The 22,753-nt window shown below is 70.8% G+C and carries 17 protein-coding genes; 10 read left to right on the top strand and 7 right to left on the bottom strand.

The window, feature by feature from the left end:
- The first annotated feature begins 35 nt into the window (after positions 1–35).
- Entirely contained in the window at positions 36–260 is a 225-nt protein-coding gene (locus ACFT4A_RS05415; protein ID WP_382826189.1) for a hypothetical protein, read from the top strand.
- A gap of 61 nt (positions 261–321) precedes the next feature.
- Here the strand turns inward: ACFT4A_RS05415 and ACFT4A_RS05410 are convergent, their stop codons facing one another.
- Positions 322–981, bottom strand: a complete 660-nt coding sequence (locus tag ACFT4A_RS05410; RefSeq protein ID WP_382826187.1) for a 4'-phosphopantetheinyl transferase — start codon at positions 979–981, stop codon at positions 322–324.
- A complete protein-coding gene (locus ACFT4A_RS05405; protein WP_382826185.1) occupies positions 978–1,838 on the bottom strand; it encodes a metallophosphoesterase family protein in 861 nt (286 codons plus the stop codon). Before ACFT4A_RS05405 ends, ACFT4A_RS05410 begins: the two co-directional genes overlap by 4 nt.
- A 256-nt stretch (positions 1,839–2,094) precedes the next feature.
- Here ACFT4A_RS05405 and ACFT4A_RS05400 point away from each other — a divergent pair, with 256 nt between their 5' ends.
- Complete coding sequence (locus tag ACFT4A_RS05400; protein ID WP_382826184.1) at positions 2,095–3,222, top strand: ATP-grasp domain-containing protein; 1,128 nt, start codon at positions 2,095–2,097, stop codon at positions 3,220–3,222.
- A 16-nt stretch (positions 3,223–3,238) separates the two neighbouring features.
- Here ACFT4A_RS05400 and ACFT4A_RS05395 read toward each other — a convergent pair whose 3' ends face one another.
- The 5 genes from ACFT4A_RS05395 to ACFT4A_RS05375 form a co-directional block, all read right to left on the bottom strand.
- Positions 3,239–4,093 carry a sulfotransferase family protein gene (locus ACFT4A_RS05395; protein WP_382826616.1) on the bottom strand — a complete coding sequence of 285 codons (855 nt, stop codon included), beginning with the start codon at positions 4,091–4,093 and terminating at the stop codon, positions 3,239–3,241.
- Between the two features lie 155 nt (positions 4,094–4,248).
- Positions 4,249–5,499, bottom strand: a complete 1,251-nt coding sequence (locus tag ACFT4A_RS05390) for an alpha-L-fucosidase (protein ID WP_382826183.1) — start codon at positions 5,497–5,499, stop codon at positions 4,249–4,251.
- A 3-nt stretch (positions 5,500–5,502) separates the two neighbouring features.
- Entirely contained in the window at positions 5,503–8,544 is a 3,042-nt protein-coding gene (locus tag ACFT4A_RS05385) for an alpha-mannosidase (protein WP_382826181.1), read from the bottom strand.
- A gap of 72 nt (positions 8,545–8,616) precedes the next feature.
- Positions 8,617–9,954, bottom strand: a complete 1,338-nt coding sequence (locus ACFT4A_RS05380; protein WP_382826179.1) for a 6-phospho-beta-glucosidase — start codon at positions 9,952–9,954, stop codon at positions 8,617–8,619.
- Complete coding sequence (locus ACFT4A_RS05375; protein WP_215117424.1) at positions 9,951–10,715, bottom strand: DeoR/GlpR family DNA-binding transcription regulator; 765 nt, start codon at positions 10,713–10,715, stop codon at positions 9,951–9,953. The genes ACFT4A_RS05380 and ACFT4A_RS05375 overlap by 4 nt, the downstream gene beginning before the upstream one ends.
- 147 nt (positions 10,716–10,862) lie before the next feature.
- Between ACFT4A_RS05375 and ACFT4A_RS05370 the strand changes: the two genes are divergently transcribed.
- The 8 genes from ACFT4A_RS05370 to ACFT4A_RS05335 all read left to right on the top strand — a co-directional run bounded on the left by ACFT4A_RS05370 (position 10,863) and on the right by ACFT4A_RS05335 (position 22,702).
- Positions 10,863–11,915 carry a carbohydrate kinase family protein gene (locus tag ACFT4A_RS05370; protein WP_382826177.1) on the top strand — a complete coding sequence of 351 codons (1,053 nt, stop codon included), beginning with the start codon at positions 10,863–10,865 and terminating at the stop codon, positions 11,913–11,915.
- 46 nt (positions 11,916–11,961) lie between these two features.
- On the top strand, positions 11,962–13,239 hold the full coding sequence (locus tag ACFT4A_RS05365; protein WP_382826176.1) for an ABC transporter substrate-binding protein: 1,278 nt from the start codon (positions 11,962–11,964) through the stop codon (positions 13,237–13,239).
- A gap of 126 nt (positions 13,240–13,365) precedes the next feature.
- Positions 13,366–14,250, top strand: coding sequence for a carbohydrate ABC transporter permease (locus ACFT4A_RS05360; RefSeq protein WP_382826614.1), 885 nt, complete (start codon positions 13,366–13,368; stop codon positions 14,248–14,250).
- A complete protein-coding gene (locus tag ACFT4A_RS05355) occupies positions 14,247–15,095 on the top strand; it encodes a carbohydrate ABC transporter permease (protein WP_382826174.1) in 849 nt (282 codons plus the stop codon). The genes ACFT4A_RS05360 and ACFT4A_RS05355 overlap by 4 nt, the downstream gene beginning before the upstream one ends.
- Before the next feature lie 179 nt (positions 15,096–15,274).
- Positions 15,275–16,156, top strand: a complete 882-nt coding sequence (locus ACFT4A_RS05350; RefSeq protein WP_382826612.1) for an alkaline phosphatase family protein — start codon at positions 15,275–15,277, stop codon at positions 16,154–16,156.
- Positions 16,153–19,128, top strand: a complete 2,976-nt coding sequence (locus ACFT4A_RS05345) for a glycoside hydrolase family 2 TIM barrel-domain containing protein (protein ID WP_382826173.1) — start codon at positions 16,153–16,155, stop codon at positions 19,126–19,128. The genes ACFT4A_RS05350 and ACFT4A_RS05345 overlap by 4 nt, the downstream gene beginning before the upstream one ends.
- 59 nt (positions 19,129–19,187) lie before the next feature.
- The gene (locus ACFT4A_RS05340) at positions 19,188–21,014 is read left to right on the top strand and encodes a LamG-like jellyroll fold domain-containing protein (protein WP_382826172.1); all 1,827 of its coding nucleotides are present in this window, start codon (positions 19,188–19,190) and stop codon (positions 21,012–21,014) included.
- 20 nt (positions 21,015–21,034) lie between these two features.
- Complete coding sequence (locus tag ACFT4A_RS05335; protein ID WP_382826170.1) at positions 21,035–22,702, top strand: PHP domain-containing protein; 1,668 nt, start codon at positions 21,035–21,037, stop codon at positions 22,700–22,702.
- The last annotated feature ends 51 nt before the right edge of the window (positions 22,703–22,753 follow it).

The raw sequence follows: 22,753 nt of genomic DNA, 5'->3' as shown, positions 1-22,753 counted from the left end.
GGGACCGATGACGCCGACACGGGGAGAGCCGACCGATGCAGACCGCTGTACTGACCGACCGTGAGCGCACCGCCGTCCAGGCGTATCTGCGACTGCTGCACACTGTTCGGGCCGCGTTCGATCTGGAGACCGGCAGCCGTCCCGCGATCGTGCCGCCCGGCGTTCTCGCCGAGGCGGAGGCGGCGCTCGAGCGGGCGGGGCTGACCGGGAACGAGGAGGAGTTCTTCCGGTTGCTGCGGGATTGGTGTCCCGAGTCGTAGCAGGTGCGGGCTGTTCGGGGTTGGTCGCGCAGTTCCCCGCGCCCCTGAAGGGCGTTGCGCCTCAGGTGTGCGGTACCGCGACGGCCGTCGCGACCAGGCCTCGGGACGTGGTCCAGCGGCCCTCGAAATGGTCGACGCGGTGGGCGCCCACCAGGGGTCCGGGGACGAGGAGTGCCGCGCGGAAGCCGCCGTCGGCGGAGATCTCGATGTCCGCCTCCATGAAGTCCAGCCACTTCCCGGTGAGGGGGAACCACGCCTTGTAGACGGACTCCTTCGCGCTGAACAGCAGCCGGTCCCAGTGGACGTCGGGGCCCTGTGCCGCCAGCCGGCGCAGCCGCTCCGCCTCGGACGGCAGGGACACCGAGGGCAGGACCCCCTCGGGCAGCGGCCCGTGGACCTCGGCGTCGATGCCGAGGGAGGCCAGGTCGGCGGCGCGGACCAGGGCGGCGGCACAGTAGCCGTCGCAGTGCGTCATGCTGCCGGCCAGCCCGGCCGGCCAGCCGGGGGCGCCGCGCTCGCCGGGCAGGATCGGCTGCGGCGGCACACCGAGCTTCTCCATGGCGCGCCGGGCGCAGGAGCGTACGACGGCGAACTCCCGCCGGCGCTTGGCGACCGCCCGCGCCACGAGCGCCGCCTCCTCGGGGTACAGCGGGGTGTCCGCGCCGTCCTGGCCGTAGGCCTCGACGGTGACCACGCTCGCGGGCAGCAGTTCCTCGATCACCTGTCCTCACCCTCCCTCGGCAGGATGCGCCGCAATCGCCCCGGGTCCCCGGACCGCTTGCGCCACTCGCGGGGATAGCCCACCGACACCTCCTCGAAGCGCACGCCCTCGTGCCGGGTGGTGCGAGGGATGTGCAGGTGGCCGTAGACCATGGTGTGGACGCGGAACCTGCGGTGCCAGTCGGCGGTCAGATCGGTGCCGCACCACATGGCGAACTCGGGGTGCCACAGGACGTCCATCGGGTGCCGGTGCAGCGGGTAGTGGTTGACGGGGATCACGGGCAGATCGCCGGGCAGCTCGGCGAGTCTGCGTTCGGTCTCGGCGACCCGGGCCCGGCACCAGGCCTCCCGGCTCGGGTACGGGTCGGGGTGCAGCAGATACTCGTCGGAGCACACGATCCCCGTGCCGTGGGCGTACTCCAGGCCCTGCTCCTTGGTCGTGCACCCGGTCGGCAGGAACGAGTAGTCGTACAACAGGAACAGCGGGGCGACGGCGACCGGGCCGCCGGGGCCGTCCCAGACGGGGTAGGGGTCCTCGGGTGTCGTCACGCCGAGTTCCCGGCACAGCTCGACCAGATACTCGTATCGGGCGACGCCCCGCAGGGTGACGGAGTCGCTCGGATGGGTCCACAGCTCGTGGTTCCCGGGCACCCAGACGACCTTGCGGAAGCGGCCCGCGAGTGTCTCGAGGGTCCAGCGGATGTCGGCCACGGTCTCCGCGACGTCACCGGCCACGAGCAGCCAGTCGTCGTCCGTCTCGGGCGCCATGCGCTCGACCAGGGCGCGGTTCTCCGGGTAGCCGATGTGCAGATCGCTGATGGCCAGCAGCTGTCCGGCACCACCGGCCGTCGATGTCACCCTTCATCCCCCTCCGCACACACGAACGCCACCAAGAGATCACATCCCGGCGTCCGGGGACAAGACCGGCCGGATGGCCGCACGCGAGGAATCCTTCACACGCGCGTTGCACGGGAGAGCCCACCGAAGCCGTATGATCGGCCCCAACACCACCGCTGAGAACTTCCCTTCACAGGGGCGGTTTGGTGTACCCACATTCATCCTGCCCGGGCACGGGCCGCTGAGCCCTGCCCGCGAACCGTGAAAGGCGGCCTGCATGGTCTCTCGCGTACGCGTCTGGCTCAACCGCACGTACGCGGAGAACGTGTTCTTCATGGATCAGCTGCGGAGAAATCCCAGCGACCGGGCCGTCGAGATCCATGCCACCCACGGCGACCCCGACTCCCCCGTGCTGGCCGCCGCCGACACCGCCGAGCTGGAGCCCGAGGGCCTGTCCCCGGCCGGGTACGTCGAGTACGCGCTGGTGCAGTGCGTGCGGCGCGGCATCGATGTGTTCGTGCCCCGGCTGCACCAGTCGGCGATCGTGGCGCACCGCGCCGAGTTCGAGGCGGCCGGTACGGCGGTGCTGGCGCCCCCGCCCGAGGCGGTGGCCGTCTTCCACGACAAGGTGATCGCCTACGAGGCGGTCCAGGCGATCGGCGTGCCGGTGCCGCCGTGGTACCGGGTCCGCTCGGAGGACGAACTGGTCGCCGCTGTCGAGGAGTTGGAGGCCGGTGGGCACAGGGCGTGCTTCAAGCCGGCGTCCGGAGCGGGCGGGGTGGGCTTCCGCGTGATCACCCGCTCGCCCTTCTCGCTGTCGCAGCTCGACGGGTTCCCCAGCCCGTACGTGCCGCTCGATCTGGTGGTGGAGGCGCTGCGGCAGGCCGAGGAGCCGGTGGACTGGCTGGTGATGCCGCGCCTGGAGCAGCCCGAGGTGTCGGTGGACTGCCTGACCGGTCCGGACAACCGGGTCCGGATGGCCGTGGGCCGCACCAAGAACGGCCGCCGCCGGGGCTTCACGCTGCACGAGCAGTGGCTGGACCCGGCCCGGCGGCTCGCGGAGGGCTTCGGTCTGCACTACCTGTCCAACATCCAGTTCCGGATGTTCGGCGACCGGCCGGTCCTCATGGACGTCAACACCCGCCCGGCCGGCGGCCTGCACCAGCTGTCCCTGTGCGGGATCAACGCCCCTTGGGCTGCTGTGCAGTTGGCGCTCGGCGAGGACCCGGGCGAGGTGGTTCCGCCGTTCCTGGGCCAGGACTACTCGGTGGTGTCGGGGCCGCGCCCGCTGCGTCCGGTGGCGCTGCCGCAGCAGCGGGCGGAGGCGGCCGAGCCGCTGCCGCCGGTGCCGGTCGACTCCGTCGGGGCGGCCCCGCAGGCCGCGGTCGGGGCCCTGCCCCTCTAGGCCCCGCAGGCTCCCGTCAAGCGCTGTACCCCCACGCCTGGGCCAGTTCCTTCAGGCGTGGGGGCAGTGCGACGTCCGGGTCGGCGGTGCGGGCCGTCTGGATGCGGCCGGACTTGATGGTGCTGGACCAGTCGCCGAGCTGGGGGCGGAAGGTGCCGTGGTCCTTGCTGCCGTAGTCGAGCATGCCGGGCTCCCAGGACACGCCGAGGTGGTCGCAGATGCCGCGGGTGACCTTCTCCGGCTCGGCGGTGAGGTCCTCGTACGTGATCACGTGCGGGTCGAGGTTCCGGCGGGCCTCCTCCAGCTTCTCGCTGTACTCGAGGACCTCGGCGCGGACGGCCTCGTGATCGGGGTCGGTGCGGCGGCTGGTGAGGGAGGCGACGACCGCACCGGGGTGGCGGAGCAGCAGGATGTAGCGGGCGCCCGGCCAACATCGGCGCAGCCGGGGCCAGATGAGGGTGTTCGGCGGGGTCTTGTCGACGATGACGTCCTTGCCGCTGCGGGTGAGTTCGAGGTGCAGCACCCGGTCCCACAGCACGTGTTCCAGCTCGTCCTTGTCGAGGTGGAGCGCCCGCATGGCGTCCGCGGTGAAGTCGCGGGAGAGGCTGACGTGCACGGTGCGCAGATGCATCTCGTGCGGGGCGCGGATACGGCTGTGGCTGTTCAGCAGGACGCGCAGCAGGGTCGAACCGGAGCGCACCGACGACAGCACGAAGACGGGCGAGTCCACCAGCCGGGGAGCGGTCGGGGCGGTGTAGGTGTCGGTGTCCGGGCGGGGGCCGGGGACGGCGTCGAGGTTCCGGCGTGGGGGACTGACCGCCTCCATCACCAGCCTTCCGCGACGCTTCAGTCCCTTGCCGATGACGGACATACGCGGGTCTCGCACGGTGACACCTTTCTTTCGCTGTGCGCACCGATCCCAGGGGGACCGGGCGAACCGCAGGTGTCGCACAGACGAACCGGCCTGCTCACGGGCGTCCACATACCGCCCGTGAGCAGGCCTTTCGCCGCTTTCTTAAACTTTCGTCAGAACCGTCCTGCGCCGCGGTACAGCTCCAGTTCCCCTTCCAGTTCGACGGCCAGCACCGTGGCGTACGGGTCGAGGTCCGCCGCAGCGGGGGGTTCGATCCAGAGGATGCCCGGTGTCTCGTGGAGGCCGCCGGTGACGCGGTGGGGCAGTTCCGTGCCGCTGCCCAGGACCGTCACCCGGCGCACCGTGCCGAGCAGTCCGCGGACGTTGATCTCGGCGCGTGGGGCGTCGAACAGGGTCAGGTAGAGGGTGCGGCGGTCCTGGGAGAGGGTGCTCGGGCCGTAGTGGTGGCCCGGCGGGAGTCCCCGGACGGTGCCGTACACCGCTTCCGCGTGCTTGGCGATCCAGGCGCCGAGTCCTTCCAGCCGCTCCGCCTGCTCGGCCGGGATGGTGCCGTCCTCCCGCGGGCCGACGCTGAGAAGCAGATTGCCTCCGCCGCCGATGGTCTCGGTGAAGTAGCGGATCAGCTGGTCGACCGACTTGTGGTTGTGGTCGTGGTGCTGGTGGCCCCAGGAGTCGTTGATCGTGAGGCAGAGCTCCCAGGGGCCCTCCGGCGGGATGACGGGTGCGCCCTGTTCCGGGGTGGCGTAGTCGCCCTCGCTCAGCATGCGGGCGTTGAAGACGACGTCAGGGACCTCGGAGCGGATGAGGGCGGCGAGTTCGGGGATGCGCCACTGCTCCTCGCTGCGGTCCCACTCGCCGTCGAACCAGAGCAGGTCGGGCCGGTAGCGGGTCACCAGCTCCCGCAGCTGGCCGTCCCGGTAGGCGAGGAAGCGTTCCCAGGCGGCCAGGTCCTCGTCCTCCGCCGCCACTTCCGAGTAGCGGTTGTCCTCCAGCTCCGGCGGGCGGCCGGGCTTGCGGGTGGAGGCGTAGTCGGGGTGGCTCCAGTCCGAGTGCGAGTAGTAGAGGCCGACCTTGAGGCCCTGCTCGCGCAGGGCGTCGGCGTAGCCGGCGATCAGATCGCGACCCACGTTGAGGTCGCCGTGGGCGCTGTCCCACAGGGCGACGCCGTCGTGGTGGCGGCTGGTCAGCACGGCGTACCGGGCGCCGGCCCGCGCGAAGAGCTGTGCCCAGTCGCGCGGGTCGTAGCGGGCGGCCGTGAAGCGGTCGAACTGGGACATGTAGCGGTCGTAGGGGACGATGTCGTCGTAGAACGACCAGGACTCCTGCACGCCGTCGACGGCGTAGATGCCCCAGTGGATGAAGATCCCCAGCTTGGCGTCGGTGAACCAGGGTCGTATGGCCATGGGTCAGCCCCTGCGCAGACGCAGTGTGAGGATCTGGAAGGGCCGCAGGGTGACGGGGACACCGGCGTCGGTGATCTCCGCTTCCTCGGTCGGCCGCTCCAGCAGGTCGGTGATCTGGGCTCCGGCCAGCGGGAAGCCGGTGCGCAGGACGCCCTGGGCGCGGCCGCCGCGCGACTCGTAGAGCCGTACGACGACATCGCCCGAGGTGTCGTCGGCGAGCTTGACCGCCTCCACGGTGACGCCCTCGCCCTCGACGGAGACGACCGGTGCGGGGGCGCCGGCCGTTTCGGCCACCCGGAGCGGCAGATTGAGGGCGTAGCCCTCGGCGACGGCGTCCTCGATGCTCGCGCCGGGCAGCAGCGCGTAGGTGAAGCGGTGGCGGCCCTGGTCGGCCTCGGGGTCCGGGATGCGCGGCGCGCGGACCAGGCTGAGGCGGACGGTGGTCGTGGTGCCGCCGTCCTCGCGGACCGTGCGGGAGACGTCGTGGCCGTAGGTCGAGTCGTTGATGACCGCGACGCCGTAGCCGGGTTCGCCGAGGTGCACCCAGCGGTGGCCGGAGACCTCGAAGCGGGCCGCCTCCCAGCTGGTGTTGGTGTGGGTGGGCCGCTGGATGTGGCCGAACTGGATCTCGGCGGAGGAGTGCGGGGCGCGGATGTCGACCGGGAAGGCCGCCTTGAGGATCTTCTCGGTCTCGTGCCAGTCGATGTCCGTCTCGATGTCGATCCGGGGGCTGCCGGCGCGGACGGTGATCGTCTGGGTGATCGTGGAGCCCTTGCCGAAGGACCGCTCGACGCGGACCGCACCGACCAGCGGGTCCTGCTCGACGACCGTGACGGACGAGGCGTCGAGGAGGTCCGTGTAGCGGTTCCGGTAGTGCTTGTCGATGTCCCAGGCGTCCCAGTAGTTGGGCAGGTCGGTGTGCAGGCGCAGCAGGTTGCCCTGGTCGGCCAGGACCTCGCGGTTCGCGCGCAGGTCGCGCACGGACGACAGGGTGCCGTCCTCGGCGATCTCCACGCGGACCAGCCCGTTGTCGAGCACCCGGCCGCTCACCGTCACGGGGTGCGGGGGCCGGGCATCGGCGAGGGGCGCTGAGCCGCTCGCGGGCACCTCCACGTACACCGGCGCGCCGTCGGCGGTGCGGACCACTTCGGCACGGTCGTAGGGGCTGGTGTTGAAGGCATGGGGCCCGCCGGAGCCGAGGGCGGCGAGTGCCTCGGCCGTGAGTTCCTTGAGCTCACCGGCCACACGGGCGTACTCGGCCTCGGCCTCGCGGTGTACCCAGGCGATGGAGGAGCCGGGCAGGATGTCGTGGAACTGGTGCAGCAGCACCGTCTTCCAGAGCCGGTCCAGCTTCTCGTGGGGGTAGGCGTACCCGGGTGCGTGCAGCGCGGCGGTCGTCGCCCACAGTTCGGCCTCGCGCAGGAGGTGCTCGGAGCGGCGGTTGCCCTGCTTGGTGCGGGCCTGGGAGGTGTAGGTGGCGCGGTGCAGCTCCAGGTAGAGCTCGCCGACCCAGACGGGCGCGTCCGGGTACTCCTCGCGGGCCTTGGCGAAGAACTCGTCGGGGTGTTCGACGACGACCTTCGCGGAGCCCTCCAGATCCGCCAGCCGGCGGGCGCGTTCCATGATCTCGCGGGTGGGGCCGCCACCGCCGTCGCCCCAGCCGAAGGGGGCCAGGGAGCGGGAGGCGCCGCCCTTCTCCGAGTAGTTGCGGACCGCGCGGGACATCTCCTCGCCGCTGAAGCGGGCGTTGTAGGTGTCGACGGGCGGGAAGTGGGTGAAGATGCGGGTGCCGTCGATGCCCTCCCACCAGAAGGTGTGGTGGGGGAACTTGTTGGTCTGGTTCCAGGAGATCTTCTGAGTGAGGAACCACTCGTTGCCGGCGAGCTTGGCGATCTGCGGGTAGGCCGCGTTGTAGCCGAAGGAGTCCGGCAGCCAGACGCCCTTGGTCTCGATGCCGAAGTGGTCCATGAAGAACCGCTTGCCGTGGATGAACTGGCGGGCGACGGCCTCGCCGCCGGGCAGGTTGCCGTCGGACTCGACCCACATGCCGCCGACCGGCGCCCACTGGCCCTTCTTGACCGACTCCTGGATGCGGGACCACACCTTCGGGTAGTTGTCGCGCACCCACTCGTACTGCTGGGCCTGGGAGCAGGCGAAGATGAAGTCGTCGTACTCGTCGGCCAGGGACGTGACGTTGGAGAACGTGCGGGACGTCTTGCGCTTGGTCTCGCGGATCGGCCAGAGCCAGGCGGAGTCGATGTGGGCGTGGCCGACGCCGGAGACGGTGTGCGCGCTGGCGTGCGCGGGGCGGGCGAGGACCGGCTTCAGCGCCTCGCGGACGGCGGGTGCGGAGCCGGAGACGTCGTCGAGGTCGAGCAGGTCCATCGCCCGGTCGAGCGCGTGGGCGATCTCGTGCCGGCGGGGGTCGTGCTCGCCCAGCTCCAGCATCAGCTCGCGCAGCACCTGCACGTCGAGGTCGAGGTGCCAGACCTCCTCGTCGAGGATCGCGAGGTCGGCACCGCGGAAGGTGTAGAGCGGCTTGTCGCCCGCGGTCAGCTTGTCGCCGAGCGGGGTGATCTTCGAGAAGTTGTCCGCGAGGATGTCCGGGTTGGAGGCGGCCTCGACCAGGTAGTCGATCGTCTCCCCGCCCGTCGCCGGGTTGGCGATCGCCACGTACTGGTTGAGCGGGTTGACCGCCTTCAGCGGGGTGCCGTCGGTGAGGTGCACCAGGGCCTCGGCCTGGTTGCCGGGCCAGTCGCCCACGAACCCGAGGTCGATGACGGCCTCGACGCGCTTGCCGGCCCACTCGGCGGGCACCTCACCGCGCATGCGGAACCAGGTGGTGCCCCAGGGCGGGCCCCAGGGGGTGCCCATGGCGAACGGCTCGTACGAGGCGGCGGCGGCCTCCTCGAAGGAGACCGGCTCCCCCGGTGCCTGCCAGGCCTCCACCTCGAAGGGGACGGTGGCCGCGTAGATCGCGGTCTTGATGCGCTGGTCGTGGAGGCGCTGGACGCGCTCTTCGATCCGGCGGCTTTCGTCATGCATGAGATGTCTCCAGGAAGCGGAACGAGCGAGCAGGCGGGAAGCGGCGTGGGGAAAGCGCTTACCGGACGGCGTTCATCTAAGGTACGCCAGCCCGGGATGGACCTCGGTGTAGCCCTCGACCAGCCGGCGGGCCACATTGACGGAGTCGACGAGCGGGTGCAGCGCGAAGGCCTTCACAGCGCTCGCCCGCGAGCCGGAGTCGGCGGCGGACAGCACCTCACGCTCGACGGCCTTGACCGCGCAGACCAGTCCGGTGGCGTGGTCGGGCAGCGGCTCGACGGTGACGGGGTGGGCGCCGTTGGCGTCGACGAGGCAGGGGACCTCGATGACGGCGTCGGTGTCCAGGACCGACAGGGTGCGCCGGTTGCGGACGTTGAGGATCAAGGTCGTGCGCTCGTCCCGGGCGATGGCCCGCATCAGGGCGAGGGCCACCTTCTCGTAGCCGCCCGACAGATCGTCCTCGTCGCGTTCGCCGGCGCCCGCCGTCTCACGGTTCTCGGCCATGTAGGTGGCCTCGCGTTCGGCGCGGGTGTCGTCCCAGACCTTCCAGGCGGGGGCGTCCGGATTCCGCATCTCGGCGTAGAAGCGGGCCTGCTGGTCGTGCAGGAAGGCACCGCGGGTCTTCTCGGCCTGCTGGTACGCCCGTACGGCCTCACGGTTGAAGTAGTAGTAGTGCAGATATTCGTTGGGGATCGCGCCGAGAGAGCGCAGCCAGTCGACGCCGAAGAGCTTGCCCTCCTCGAAGGAGCCGAGCAGGTCGGGGTCGGCGAGCAGCCTCGGGAGCTCGTCGCGGCCGGCGATGTGCAGGCCGCGCACCCAGCCGAGGTGGTTGAGGCCGACGTAGTCGATCCAGGCTTCCTTGGGGTTCCCGCCGAGCACGCGGGCGATGCGGCGGCCGAGGCCGACCGGGGAGTCGCAGATGCCGATGACGCGGTCGCCGAGGTGGCGGGACATGGCCTCGGTGACCAGGCCGGCCGGGTTGGTGAAGTTGATGACCCAGGCCTCGGGCGCGAGCCGGGCCACCCGCCGCGCGATGTCGACGGCGACCGGGACCGTGCGCAGGCCGTAGGCGATGCCGCCGGCGCCGACCGTCTCCTGGCCGAGGACGCCCTCGGCCAGGGCCACCCGTTCGTCGTTCGCGCGGCCCTCCAGGCCGCCGACGCGGATCGCGGAGAACACGAAGTCGGCGCCGCGCAGGGCCTCGTCGAGGTCGGTGGTGGCGCTCACCTCGGGCGCGTCGGGGACACCGGCCGCCTGCTCGGCGAGGACCCGGGTGACCGCCGACAGCCGTCCGGCGTCCAGATCGTGCAGGACGACGTGTGTCACCCGGCCCTCGGCGTGGTCCTGGAGGAGCGCCCCGTACACCAGGGGCACACGGAACCCTCCGCCGCCCAGAATCGTCAGTTTCACGTCTGCACCTTTCCCGCCACGACGACCTCGACGCCCGCCTCCTGCAAGGAGGCCCGCGTCGCCGTGTCGACCGGCGCGTTCGTCACCACCACGTCCAGGTCCTCGGGACCGCAGACCTTCGCCATCCCGTGCCCGGGGAACTTCGCCGTGTCGGCGAGCAGGGCGACCTTCTCACTGGCCTTGATCATGGCGCGCTTGACCGGCACCTCCACGACCGTCGTGTCCATGACCTGCCCGCCGGGCCGTACGCCGCTGGTGCCGAGGAAGAGCCAGTCGGCGTGCAGCTGGCGCAGGTTGTCCTCGGTGAGGAAGCCGACCAGGGAGCGGTACTCGCGGCGGACCATGCCGCCGAGCAGGACCAGTTCGATGCCCTCGTCGTCGGCTAGTTCCTCGTAGACCACCAGGTTGCTGGTGATCACGGTGAGCCGGCGGCCGTGCAGTTGCCGGGCCAGGCGGTAGGCGGTCGTCCCGATGTCCAGCAGGACCGACTGGCCGTCCTCGATGAGCGCCGCGGCGCGCTCCGCTATGGCGTCCTTCTCGGACACGCGCACCTCGGCGACCTCGGCGAAGGGCTGGTCGCCCTCCTCGACGACGGCGCCTCCGTGGACGCGGGTGAGAAGACCGTCTTCTTCCAGTTTGACCAGGTCACGCCTGATAGTGGCGGGGCTCACACCCAGCCGCTCGGAGAGGTCGGTCACAGCCGCGGGGCCTCCTGAGCGAAGGGCCCGCAGGATGAGTTGGTGTCGTCGTTCTGCCAGCACGGCCGGAACACTACTCGTCATCTTCAATCATTTCCATGCTCAGTTCTGCTCGGGTATTGACCAATCTCTCGGAGCAGCGCACGATTCCGGTCACGGAAATGAAGAGTTTTGACGATCTCCGTCGAACTCGAGCGAGAGGACACATCCGTGGACGACGACCGGCCCGATGTGCTGCTGACCGGGCTGCTCTTCTACGACCTCGTCCTCACGGGACTCGGCAAGCCGCCGACACCCGGCGAGGAGATCTGGACCGAGGGCATGGGCTGCGGCCCGGGCGGCATCGCGAACCTCGCGGTGGCGGCCTCCCGCTTCGGCCTCAGGACCTCCCTCGCCACCGTGTTCGGCGACGACTTCTACGGCGAGCACTGCCGTGACGTCCTGTGCGACCAGGAGGGCATCGACCTCTCGCTCTCCCGGACGGCGGACGGCTGGCCGACCCCGGTCACCGTCTCCGTCGCCTTCGGCCACGACCGCGCCCTGCTCACCCATGGCCAGGAGCCGCCGTACTCGCAGGACGTGCTGATGGGCGACCCGCCCGAGGCGCGCACCGCCCTCGTCCACCTCGAGGCCGAGCCGCGCGAGTGGCTCGCCAAGGCCGCCGCCAACGGCACGCAGGTCTACGCCGACGTCGGCTGGGACCCCACCCAGGAGTGGCCGACCGCTCTCCTGGAGCAGCTGGCCCTGTGCCACGCCTTCCTCCCCAACGAGACGGAGGCCATGGCCTACACCCGCACCGACAGCGCGGTGGCCGCGCTCGGCACGCTGTCCGAGCTGGTGCCGGTCGCCGTGGTCACCCGGGGCGGGGACGGCGCGCTGGCCGTCGACCAGATCACCGGCGAGTACGCGGACGTGCCCGCCCTCGACGTCGACGTGCTCGACGCGACGGGCGCCGGGGACGTCTTCGGCGCCGCCTTCGTCACCGCCTCGCTCGGCGGCTGGCCGCTGACGGAGCGGCTGCGGTTCGCGGTGCTCGCGGCCGGGCTGTCCGTCGGACACCACGGCGGAGCCCTCGCGGCCCCCGGCTGGTACGGCGTGCACCGCTGGTGGCACTCCCTGACCGATCCCGAACTGAAGCGGTCGTACGGCTTCCTGGCCGACCGGCTCCCGGCGGACCCCGGGCCGGCGGTCGCGTACGCCCCCCTCACCCCGCCGGCCCCTCACACGTCCGTCGGCCCACGCGCCTCCGAACGGCGGCACTGATCCCCGCACCCCTCTCCACGTCGAACATGAACAACAGGAGTGACCCGTGGACCTTTCCCGCAGACGCTTCCTCCAGGCCGCAGCGTTCACCGCGGCCGCCTCCGGTCTGACCGTGGCATGCGGCAACGGCTCGGACTCGGCCGGCAGCAAGAACGGCAAGAACCTCACCTTGTGGTACTGGGGAGGCGCGCTCAGCGACAAGGTGGTCGCCGAGGCCAAGACGCACTTCGGCAAGCAGGTGAAGCTGACCGTCGCCTCCATCGGCGGCGACTTCAAGTCGAAGCTCACCACCACCCTCGCGGCGGGCACCTCCGTGCCCGACATCACCGGCATCAAGGGCGAGGACATGGCGTCCTTCCTGCCCAACGCGAACCGCTTCCTCGACCTGAACGACCTGGGCTTCAAGGACATCTCGTCCCAGTACCTGGACTGGAAGACCAAGCTCGCCCGGACCGAGGACGGCAAGCAGATCGGTTTCCCGATCGACATCGGCCCCACCGCGCTCTTCTACCGGGCGGACCTGTTCGACAAGGCCGGACTGCCCACCGACCCCGACAAGGTCGCGGCCCGGGCGGGGACCTGGGAGGAGTACTTCGCGCTCGGCACCGAGCTGAAGGAGAACGTGCCCGGCACCTACCTGGTCAACAACATCGGCTCGGTGTTCAACATGGTGGTCGGGCAGGGCACCGAGCGGTTCATCGACAAGGACGACCACTTCATCGGCGACCAGGACCACATCCGCAAGGCGTGGACCACGGCGGTCCGCCCGTACACCCTCGGCCTCGACGCCAAGATCAACGACAACAGCTGGAACGCCGCCGTCGGCAAGAGCCTGAGCACCGAACTCGGTGCGGCCTGGCACGCGCTGGACATCGAGCAGGCGGCCCCGAAGACCAAGGGGAAGTGGCGGGTCTGCGCCATGCCCGGCGGACCGGCCAACCAGGGCGGCTCCTATCTGGCCCTGCCCAAGCAGTGCCGGAACCCCGAAGAGGCGTTCAAGATCATCAGCTGGATCCTCAGCCCGGAGAACGACGCCCGCGGCTTCGCCGACGCCGCGATCTTCCCGGCCGCGCCGGCGGCGTACGCCATGCCGGCCATGACGGGCGGCGACCCCTTCTTCGGCGGACAGAAGATCATCGAGGTGTTCGGCCCGGCCGCCAAGGCCATACCGGCCAGCTACGAGGCACCCGCGGACGCCGCCGTGATGGCCCCCTTCATGACCGAGCTGACCAGCATCGAGTCCAAGGGCAAGAAGCCCGACGACGCCTGGAACGACGCGGTCGGCCAGGCCAAGCAGATCGCCCGCCGCCAGGGGGTGAGCTGAGCGATGTCCTCACCTCCGGTCACCGGTCCCGCCGCGGTGCCCCGGCGCCACGGCGGGCCGGTCCCGGCCCGCTTCCGCCCCCGGCGCACGCCGCCGGCGGGCTCCGTGCGGCCGAGGCGTCGCGGGGTGCTGTCCCACTGGCGGCAGTACCTGGCGATCTCCCCCTTCTTCCTGATCTTCGGCGCCTTCTCGTTCTTCCCGGTCTTCTACTCGCTGTACCTGGCCTTCCAGCGCTGGGACGGCATGGGCACCATCCAGTTCGTGGGCCTGCAGCAGTTCCGGTTCCTGTGGGACGACCCGGTCTTCTGGCTGTCGATCCGCAACACCCTGGTGATCTGGGTCCTGTCGACCGTTCCCACGCTGTTCGGCGCGCTGGTGCTGGCGACGCTGCTGCACTCGGTGCGGCGCTTCAAGGGCTTCTACCGCATCGCCCTCTACCTGCCGAACGTCACCTCGATCGTCGCCGTGTCGATCTTCTTCGGGGCGGTGTTCAGCAACAACTTCGGCCTGGTCAACGCGATCCTGGGCACCGTCGGCATCTCACCCGTCCCGTGGATGAGCAATCCGTGGCTGATCAAACTGGTCATCGCGCTGCTGATGACCTGGATGTGGACCGGCTACAACATGATCATCTACCTGGCCGGCCTCCAGGCCATCCCCACACAGATCTACGAGGCGGCCAGGCTCGACGGCGCCGGGCCCATCCGCACGTTCTTCCAGATCACCATGCCGATCATGCGGCCCATCATCCTGTTCACGGTCGTCATCTCGACCATCAACGGCCTGCAGAGCTTCAGCGAGCCCCAGGTGCTGTTCGGCAGCAACGCCGCCAACCCGAACCTCGGCGGCCCGGGCCAGGCGGGCCTGACCACGCTGCTGTACTTCTACCAGTCGGCCTTCGTCAACAACGACTACGGCTACGGCGCGGCCATCGTGTGGGCCTTCTTCGTGCTGATCATGCTGCTGGTCGTCGTCAACTGGCGCGTCGTCCAGCGCGGGAGGAAGTCATGACCGCAGTGGTCAAGAGGCGGTCCCGGCGCCCCAAGGGACTGACCGCGCACATCTTCCTCGGCCTGGCCGTGCTGATCTCGGTCTTCCCGTTCGTGTGGACGATCGTCATGGCGACGAACACCACCGAGGACATCTACAAGAGCCCGCCGAAGCTGACCTTCGGATCCCACCTGCTGGAGAACATCCGGCACGTGCTCGACACCATCGACTTCTTCGGGTCGATGCTGAACACCCTCGTCGTCGCGACCGTCACCACCGTCCTGGTGCTGTTCATCGACTCCCTGGCGGCCTTCACCTTCGCCAAGTTCGACTTCCCCGGGCGCAAGGTGCTGTTCGCCATGCTGGTGGGGTTCATGATGCTGCCGCTGCAGCTGGCCGTCCTGCCGCAGTTCATCCTGATGTCCGACATCGGCTGGGTCGGCACCCTCAAGGCACTGGTCCTGCCCGCCCTCGCCAACGCCTTCGGCATCTTCTGGCTGCGCCAGTACATCGAGAACGGCGTGCCGGACGAACTCCTCGACGCGGCGCGCATCGACGGCGCGGGCTTCTTCCGCCAGTACTGGAACATCGTGCTGCCGATGATCAAGCCCGCGTTGTCCTTCCTCGCCATCTACGCCTTCGTCGGCGCCTGGAACGACTACATCTGGCCCCTCGTCGTGCTGACCGACCCCGGCCACCTCACCCTCCAGGTGACGCTCGCCCAGCTCCATGTCGGCCACACCACCGACTACAGCATGGTCATGGCCGGTGTGCTCATGGCGTCCGTTCCGCTGGTCGTCGTCTTCACCATCTTCGCCCGCGGGTTCATCGCGGGCGCCACGGAGGGGGCAGTACAGGGGAGCTGACGCGCCCCAAGGGGCGCGGGGCTGTGTCGATATACGGCTCCGCCGCGTGGGCGCGACCAGCCACCGCGGGCACGCAGCCGAGAACCGGCAGTCGGTCCCGAGCTCTCAGGACACAAGGGAGGCACCCAGTGACGGACGTCAACTCCGAGGCTCCACGCGCCAAGGTGCTCGTCGTCGGCATGGACGGACTGCGCTACGACCGGCTCGTCCGCTCCCCCTCCACGGCACCGGTGCTGCACGGCCTGATGGCCGCGGGCGCCGTCGGCACCAGCCTGCTGCCGTACGGCGAGGCCGACGGCCAGGCCGAGGACGGGCCGTCGACCAGCATGGCCTACACCGACTCCGGGCCCGGCTGGTCGAGCGTGCTGACCGGGGTGTGGCCCGACCGTCACGGGGTGACCGGCAACGACTTCACCGGGGCCGACTACACCCGGTACCCCGACTTCCTGAGCCGCGCCGTGGCGGCCCGGCCGGGTCTGCGCACGGCGGCCGCGGTGTCCTGGCCGGAACTGGTCCGGCGCGGTGTCCTCGGCCCCGCGATCGGCCGGCGGGTGTACCACGACGGCGAAACCGACGGCTACGCGAGCGCGGACCGCCGCGTCGCCGACACCGCGGCGGGCTGGCTCACCGAGGACGACCCGGACGTGCTGTTCGTGTACCTCGGCGCCACCGACGAGGCGGGCCACGCCACGGGCCCCCTCTCCCCCGCCTACGATCACGCCCTCCTCGCCCAGGACGCGCACCTCGGCCGGCTGCTGGAGGCCATCGACGCCCGGCGCTCGGACCCGGCACGCGCCGGGGAGCGCTGGACCGTGCTGGTGACCACGGACCACGGTCACCTCGACGCCGGCGGCCACGGCGGTGACACCCGTGCCGAGCGGGAGGTCTTCGTCATCCTCGCCGAGCCCGGCGCGCCCCCGCGCACCCGGCTCGACACACCCCGTCTGATCGACATCGCCCCCACGGTCCTGGACCGTCTCGGCATCCCCGTCGACCCCGCCCGGGGCCCGGCGGGCCGTGTCCTGCCCCGCCCCACCGCACCGATTTCGGAATGGTCATGACCGACGCATCTCTCGATCCCCTGCTCGCCCTGCGCCCCTGGGAGGCACCCGAGCTGACCTCCTGGGGACGGCTGCCCATGAACGCCGTCGACCGGCGGGCCGGGGCCGTTTCCCTGGACGGCGACTGGCGCTTCCAGTTGCTGCCCGCGCCGGACGCCCCGCTCGGGGAGGTCTGGTCGTCGTCGTACGTACCCGGCGTGTGGACCATGCAGGGGACGGACGACCTTCCCCGGTACCTGAACATCCGCATGCCGTTCGCCGAGTACCCGCCTCAGGTGCCCGCCGCCAACCCGACGGGTGTGTACGAGCGGGCGGTGGACGTGCCGGCCGAGTGGGCCGGGCGGCGGATCGTGCTCCAGGTCGGGGCCGCCGAGAGCGTGCTGCTGGTGCATGTGGACGGGCGGCCCGTCGGGATGTCCAAGGACTCCCATCTGGCCGCCGAGTTCGATCTGACGCCGGTGCTGCGCCCCGGCGAGCGAAGCGAGATGGGGGTCCCCCCGGCCGAAGGCTGGGGGAGGGCCACCCTGCGGCTGACCGTCGTGAAGTGGTCGGACGCCTCGCACATCGAGGACCAGGACCACTGGTGGCACGGCGGGATCACCCGCTCGGTGCTGCTGTACGCGCGGGACCCGCTGCATCTGGCGGACGTGGCCGTGCGGGCCCGGCGGGACGGCGACCTGCGGGTGGACTGCCGGGTGCGGGACGCGGGCGGTGCGCTGCCCGAGGGCTGGTACGTCAGCGGGGAGCTGGACGGGCAGCTGCTCACGCAGGACACGGAGTTCGACCGCTCCAACGCCGAGGACCAGCGCGTCTCCGACTTCCTCGGCGAGGCCCGGCTGCGGGCCGCCGTACCGGACGTGCGCACCTGGACCGCCGAGACGCCCGAGCTGTACGGGCTGACCGTACGGCTGCACCGCGCCGACGGCACCGTCGCCGACACCTCGCACCACCGGATCGGCTTCCGTGACGTCGAGATCTCCGGCCGGGACCTGCTGGTCAACGGCGAGCGCGTGTTCATCCGGGGCGTCAACCGGCACGACTTCCATCCGCTGACCGGCCGGACGGTGTCGTACGACGACATGCGCGCCGACCTCGTCCTGCTCAAGCGGTTCGGGTTCAACGCGATCCGCACCGCGCACTACCCGAACGACCCGTCCCTGTACGACCTGGCCGACGAGCTGGGTTTCTACGTCGTCGACGAGGCGGACATCGAGTCCCACGACCACGCGCACGAGATCGCCGACGACCCGCGCTATCTGGGCGCCTTCGTCGACCGGGTCGCGCGGATGGTGCTGCGGGACAAGAACCACCCGTCCGTCATCATCTGGTCGCTGGGCAACGAGTCCGACTACGGCGCCAACCACGACGCGGCGGCGGGCTGGGTCCGCCGGCACGACCCGGCCCGGCGGCCGGTGCAGTACGAGGGCGCCGCCAAGCTCGGCTGGGCCGATCCGGACCTGGCCTCCGACATCGCCTGCCCGATGTACGCGCCCCTTCAGGAGTGCGTCGCGCACGCCATGTCCGGGACCCAGACCAAGCCGCTCATCCAGTGCGAGTACTCGCACGCCATGGGCAACAGCAACGGCACGCTGGCCGACCATTGGGAGGCCATCGAGGCCACCCCGGGTCTTCAGGGCGGGTTCATCTGGGAGTTCTGGGACCACGGCATCCTCCAGCGTGTGAACGACGGCAGACCGGCCGGGCGTGGGGGCGCCGGGCTCTATGACAACGGTGTCGCCGCGCCCGGGCATCGCTGGGCGTACGGCGGCGACTTCGGGGAGAGCGACCACGACGGCGCCTTCATCGCCGACGGGGTGGTCTTCCCCGACCGCACCCCCAAGCCCGTGATGTTCGAGCACCGGGAGATCGCCGCGCCGGTGCGGATCGAGTGCTTCCGGCACGAGGGCATCGTCCTCGGCAACCACCAGCACTTCCGGGGCCTGGACTGGCTGTCCGGCGAGTGGGAGCTGTCGCTCGCCGACGGCGGCACGCTGACCGCTCCCGCCGAGCTGCCCGATCTGCGGCCGGGCGAGACGGCCGCCGTACCGCTGCCGTTCGAGCTGCCGGAGGACGGCGGCGAGGCCTGGCTGACGCTGCGCGTCACGACGGCCCGGGACGAGGCCTGGGCGCCGCGCGGCACGGTCGTGTGCCTGCCGCAGGTGCGTCTGCGGGCGGCGGAACCGGTACGGCACACCCCGGTCGCGAACCGTCCGGTGGAGGTCGACGAGGACGGGCTGCTGGTCCATCCGCTGCTGGCGGCCGCGCCCACGCTGTCCCTGTGGCGGGCGCCCACCGACAACGACGAACTGGGCGGCATGGCGGGCCGCTGGCGGGACTGGGGGCTCGACGCGCCCACCCGGAAGGTCGTCGCCGTACGGCGTGACCCGGGCCGGGTGGCCGTCGTCGCCGACCTTCTCTGCCCGGGCGGGACCGTCCGGCACGAGCAGGTGTTCACGGCCGTCGAGGGCGGGCTGCTGGTGGAGGAGAGCGCCGAGCTGCCCGAGGCGCTGGACGACGTGGCCCGGGTCGGGTCGGTCTTCGAGACGGTCGCCGGGCTGAACCTGCTGGAGTGGTTCGGGCAGGGCCCCTGGGAGTCGTATCCGGACCGGGGCGCGGGCGCGCCCGTCGGCCACCACGGTCTGCCGGTGGACGAGCTGTTCACACCGTATCTGCGGCCTCAGGAGAGCGGCGGGCGGCACGGCGTACGGCGGTTCACGCTGTCCGCGCCGGACGCCACCGGGCTGGCGGTGCGGCTGGACCGGCCCAGCCAGGTGTCCGTGACCCGCCATCGCGCGGCCGACCTCGCCTCGGCCGCGCATCACGACGAACTGGTGCCGCGTGCCGGGTGCGTGGTGCACATCGACGCGGCGCACCGCGGGCTGGGCACGGCGTCGTGCGGGCCCGACACCTTCGCTTCCTATCTCGTCGCGGCGGGCGTCCATCGCTGGAGCTGGACGCTGCACGTGCTCTGAGTTCTTCGAGTTCTTCGAGTTCTTCCTTCCCTGTTTCTCTGTCACCTCATGGAGCACCCGTGTGCACTTCGCATGACCACGACCTGGGCGAGGCGCCCCAGGCCGGTGCCGGAAGACGCAGTTTCCTTCGTGCCACGGCGCTGCTCGGCGCGACCGCCGGGGTGGTGGCCGCGCTGCCGGCCGTCACCGCCGGGGCGGCGCCGTCGAGTTGGCGTCCCGATCCGCACAGCCGCCGCTTCACGCTCGCCGTGATGCCGGACACCCAGTACCTCTTCGACGGGCCGAGCATCGACAAGGCACCGGTGGAGGCGTCGCTGCGCTATCTGCTGGAGCACGGCAAGGAGGAGAACCTCGTCTTCCTGTCGCATCTCGGGGACCTCACGCAGAACGGCGCGAAGGAGGAGTTCGCGGCGATCGGCGAGGCGTTCAAGCTGCTGGACCGGCGGGGCGTCGGCTACAGCGTCCTGGCCGGCAACCACGACGTGAAGTCGTCGACGACCGACCAGCGCGGTGCGACGCCGTACCTGGACGCCTTCGGTCCAAGGCGGTTCCGGGGGCAGCCGACGTTCGGCGGCGCCTCCCCGGACGGCTACAACACCTTCCACCTGTTCACGGCGGGCGGCCGGGAGTGGCTGGTGCTGGCGTTGGACTGGCGGCTGTCGCCGCAGGGCTACGCGTGGGCGAAGGAGGTCCTGGCGAAGCACCCGAAGACACCGGTGATCCTCACGACGCACGAACTGGTCGTCGAGGACGACTCCCTGTCGGAGTACGGCCAGCAGCTCTGGGACCAGCTCGTCGAGGAGCACGACCAGATCTTCCTCACCCTCAACGGGCACTACTGGCCCGCCGCCCGCGCGACGCGGAAGAACGCGGCCGGGCACGACGTCCATCTGCATCTGACGAACTACCAGAACCGCTACTTCGGCGGCGCGGCCATGATCCGCCTCTACCGCTTCGACCTGGACCGGAACGTCATCGACGTGGAGACGGTCTCCCCCTGGATCCTGGGACGGGCCAAGAAGGGGCTCAACGAGCTGGAGCGGCAGGAGATGGAGCTGAGCGGCGACGCCGACCGGTTCTCCGTCGAGATCGACTTCGAGGAGCGTTTCTCGGGCTTCGCGCCGGTGCCCGCACGGCCGGCCAGGCCCGCCGCGAAGCTGCTGGTCCCGGGCACGATGGCGTACTGGCGCTTCGAGAAGCCGGTGAACGGCACGGTCCGCGACCTGTCGGGGCGGGGCAACGACCTCTCCCTGGTCACGGTCGGCGGCGGCGCGCTGGGCTGGTCGGCGGACCACCACCCCGACCAGCCGGGCCACGGCAGCCTGGAGTTCCAGGGGTTCAAGTCGCCGCTGAAGGGCGCCTATCTGCGCACGGTCGACGGCGCCCCGCTCAACGCGGCCACCTTCAAGGACGGCTACACCATCGAGGCGTTCTACCGGCTGCCCGCCGACTGGGACCCGGACCACAACGCCTGGTCGGGTCTGGTCTCGCGCACGGGCACGGGCGGCGCCGCCGGCAAGACCGCCGACGACCCGGACGAGCCGCTGGCCACCCTGTCGCTGTCCAACGACCGTGAACCGCAGTGGGCGATGCGCCCGCTCAACCAGCAGGGCATCGCCACCAACTGGGCGCAGGAGACCCCGCTGGAGACCTGGTGGCACCTCGCGGTCGTCAACGACGGCAGGCACAGCACGCTGTATGTCGAGGGCTGCCCGGTGCTCCGCAACCCCAAGGCGGCCTCCGTCGGCATCACCTCCGTGGGGCTGCCGTGGCTGCTGGGCGGTTACGAATACGGCGGGAAGATCGACCAGATCCTGCACGGACGTCTCGGTGACGTCCGCATCGTCGAACGGGCGCTGCCCGTCACCTCCTTCATGACGCACTGACTCCCTTCTCGAGGATCACCATGACCGAGCAACAGCTGCCCGACTGGGCCGACCCTTCCGTCTCGCCCGCCGCACTCGATCCGCAGGGCCTGTCCAGGCGCGGACTCCTGCGCCGCGCGGGCCTGTTCGGCGCCGCCTTCACCCTCGGCTCGGCCGCCGTGCCCGCCGCGGCCTCACCGAAGCGCTTCGGCGGCGACGACCCGCGGCTGGCGTATCTGGTGGGCGACCACCACGTCCACTCCGTCTACAGCCACGACGCCAAGTACACGTTCTCCCAGCAGGCGAAGGCCGCCGCCGAGTACGGCCTGGACTGGATGGTGTTCAACGAGCACTCCAACTTCGGGCACGCCTCCTACGGCGCGCAGCTGGAGCACGAGGAGATCCTCAAGGCCCGTGCGGAGAACCCGCGTCAGCTGATCTTCCAGGGGCTGGAGTGGTACATCCCGGCCGCCGAGCACTGCACGGTGTTCGCGGCGCCCGGCCCCCACGAGGTGGACCTGCTCACGCGGTTCGAGCTCGCCTACGACGGCAAGCTGCTCAACTACACCGAGGGCTCGGCCGGCGCGGCCGACACGGCCCGCAACGAGGCGCACGCCGTCAAGGCGATCAAGTGGCTGGCCGAGCAGCGCCGTTCGGGCTATGTCGACGACGTCCTCGTGATCGCCAACCACCCGCTGCGGCTCGGCATCGACTCCCCGCACGAGATGCGCAACTGGCGGGACGCGGCTCCCGAGATCATGATCGGCATGGAGGGTGCCCCCGGTGCCCAGGGTGCCGCCATCCCCGGCTGGCGCGGCACGACCTCGATCCGCGGCGAGTACGAGAACAAGCCGTCCGCCCAGTCCTGGTCCGGCTACCCGGCGGACGCCTATCTGACGTACGGCGGCTTCGACTGGGCGACGGCGACCGTCGGCGGGCTGTGGGACGCGCTGCTCGCCGAGGGCAGACTGTTCTCGATCACCACCAACTCCGACAATCACCGGACCGTCTTCGACACCTGGAAGAACGGCGACTGGCCGACCGGACAGAACTTCGACAACACCGGCAGGCTCCCCGACCCGGTGAACACCGACACCCCGCAGCCCGGCAGCGACTTCTGGCCCGGCCAGTTCAGCCGCACCCACGTCGGTGTCACCCGCTACGGCTACCGCGCGGTCATGGCGGGCCTGCGCGCGGGCCGTGTCTGGCTGGACCACGGGCATCTGCTCGACGGGCTCGACGTCCGGGTCAAGCGGGACCGCGACGCCGGTCGCGGCGTCACCCTGGGCGGCCGGCTGCGCGTCCGCGAGGGCGAGAGGATCAGCCTGTACGTCACCGTCACGACCGCCTCCCGCCCCAACGCGCAGGGCATCCTGCCCGAGCTCCGGCACGTCGACGTGATCCGGGGCGCGGTGCGGGGCCCCGTCACCGACCGGGACACCTGGAAGGCGCCGGACACCAAGGTCGTGCACACGAAGGACGTCAGCGGCCGCAAGGGGACGTACACGCTGCGCATCCCGCTCACCGCCGGGGACGAGTCCTTCTACGTCCGGCTGCGCGGCAGCGACGGCAACCGGAACGGCACCGGCTACCTCGGTGCCTCGGTCGACCCGCACGGGCCGGTCCCGCACGAGCCCGGGAACGGTGACCCGTGGGCGGACACGTGGTTCTATTCCAACCCCGTGTTCGTCGATGTCGAGGGTTCCTGACCCCGGGTACCAGCAGGTCACGGACTGATCCGGCGGAGGTACGGTGGGCCG

The sequence above is a fragment of the Streptomyces sp. NPDC057099 genome (assembly GCF_042671245.1).
In the GTDB taxonomy this organism is placed as follows: Bacteria; Actinomycetota; Actinomycetes; order Streptomycetales; family Streptomycetaceae; genus Streptomyces; species Streptomyces purpurascens.
This window is presented reverse-complemented; position numbering and strand designations above follow the sequence as displayed.

What these genes read in the sequence shown, in the direction of transcription:
- ACFT4A_RS05415 (WP_382826189.1), top strand. Translation starts at nt 36, where the DNA reads ATGCAGACCGCTGTACTGACCGACCGTGAGCGCACCGCCGTCCAGGCG.
- ACFT4A_RS05400 (WP_382826184.1), top strand. Translation starts at nt 2,095, where the DNA reads ATGGTCTCTCGCGTACGCGTCTGGCTCAACCGCACGTACGCGGAGAAC.
- ACFT4A_RS05395 (WP_382826616.1), bottom strand. Translation starts at nt 4,093, where the DNA reads ATGTCCGTCATCGGCAAGGGACTGAAGCGTCGCGGAAGGCTGGTGATG.
- ACFT4A_RS05390 (WP_382826183.1), bottom strand. Translation starts at nt 5,499, where the DNA reads ATGGCCATACGACCCTGGTTCACCGACGCCAAGCTGGGGATCTTCATC.
- ACFT4A_RS05385 (WP_382826181.1), bottom strand. Translation starts at nt 8,544, where the DNA reads ATGCATGACGAAAGCCGCCGGATCGAAGAGCGCGTCCAGCGCCTCCAC.
- ACFT4A_RS05355 (WP_382826174.1), top strand. Translation starts at nt 14,247, where the DNA reads ATGACCGCAGTGGTCAAGAGGCGGTCCCGGCGCCCCAAGGGACTGACC.
- ACFT4A_RS05350 (WP_382826612.1), top strand. Translation starts at nt 15,275, where the DNA reads ATGGACGGACTGCGCTACGACCGGCTCGTCCGCTCCCCCTCCACGGCA.
- ACFT4A_RS05345 (WP_382826173.1), top strand. Translation starts at nt 16,153, where the DNA reads ATGACCGACGCATCTCTCGATCCCCTGCTCGCCCTGCGCCCCTGGGAG.
- ACFT4A_RS05335 (WP_382826170.1), top strand. Translation starts at nt 21,035, where the DNA reads ATGACCGAGCAACAGCTGCCCGACTGGGCCGACCCTTCCGTCTCGCCC.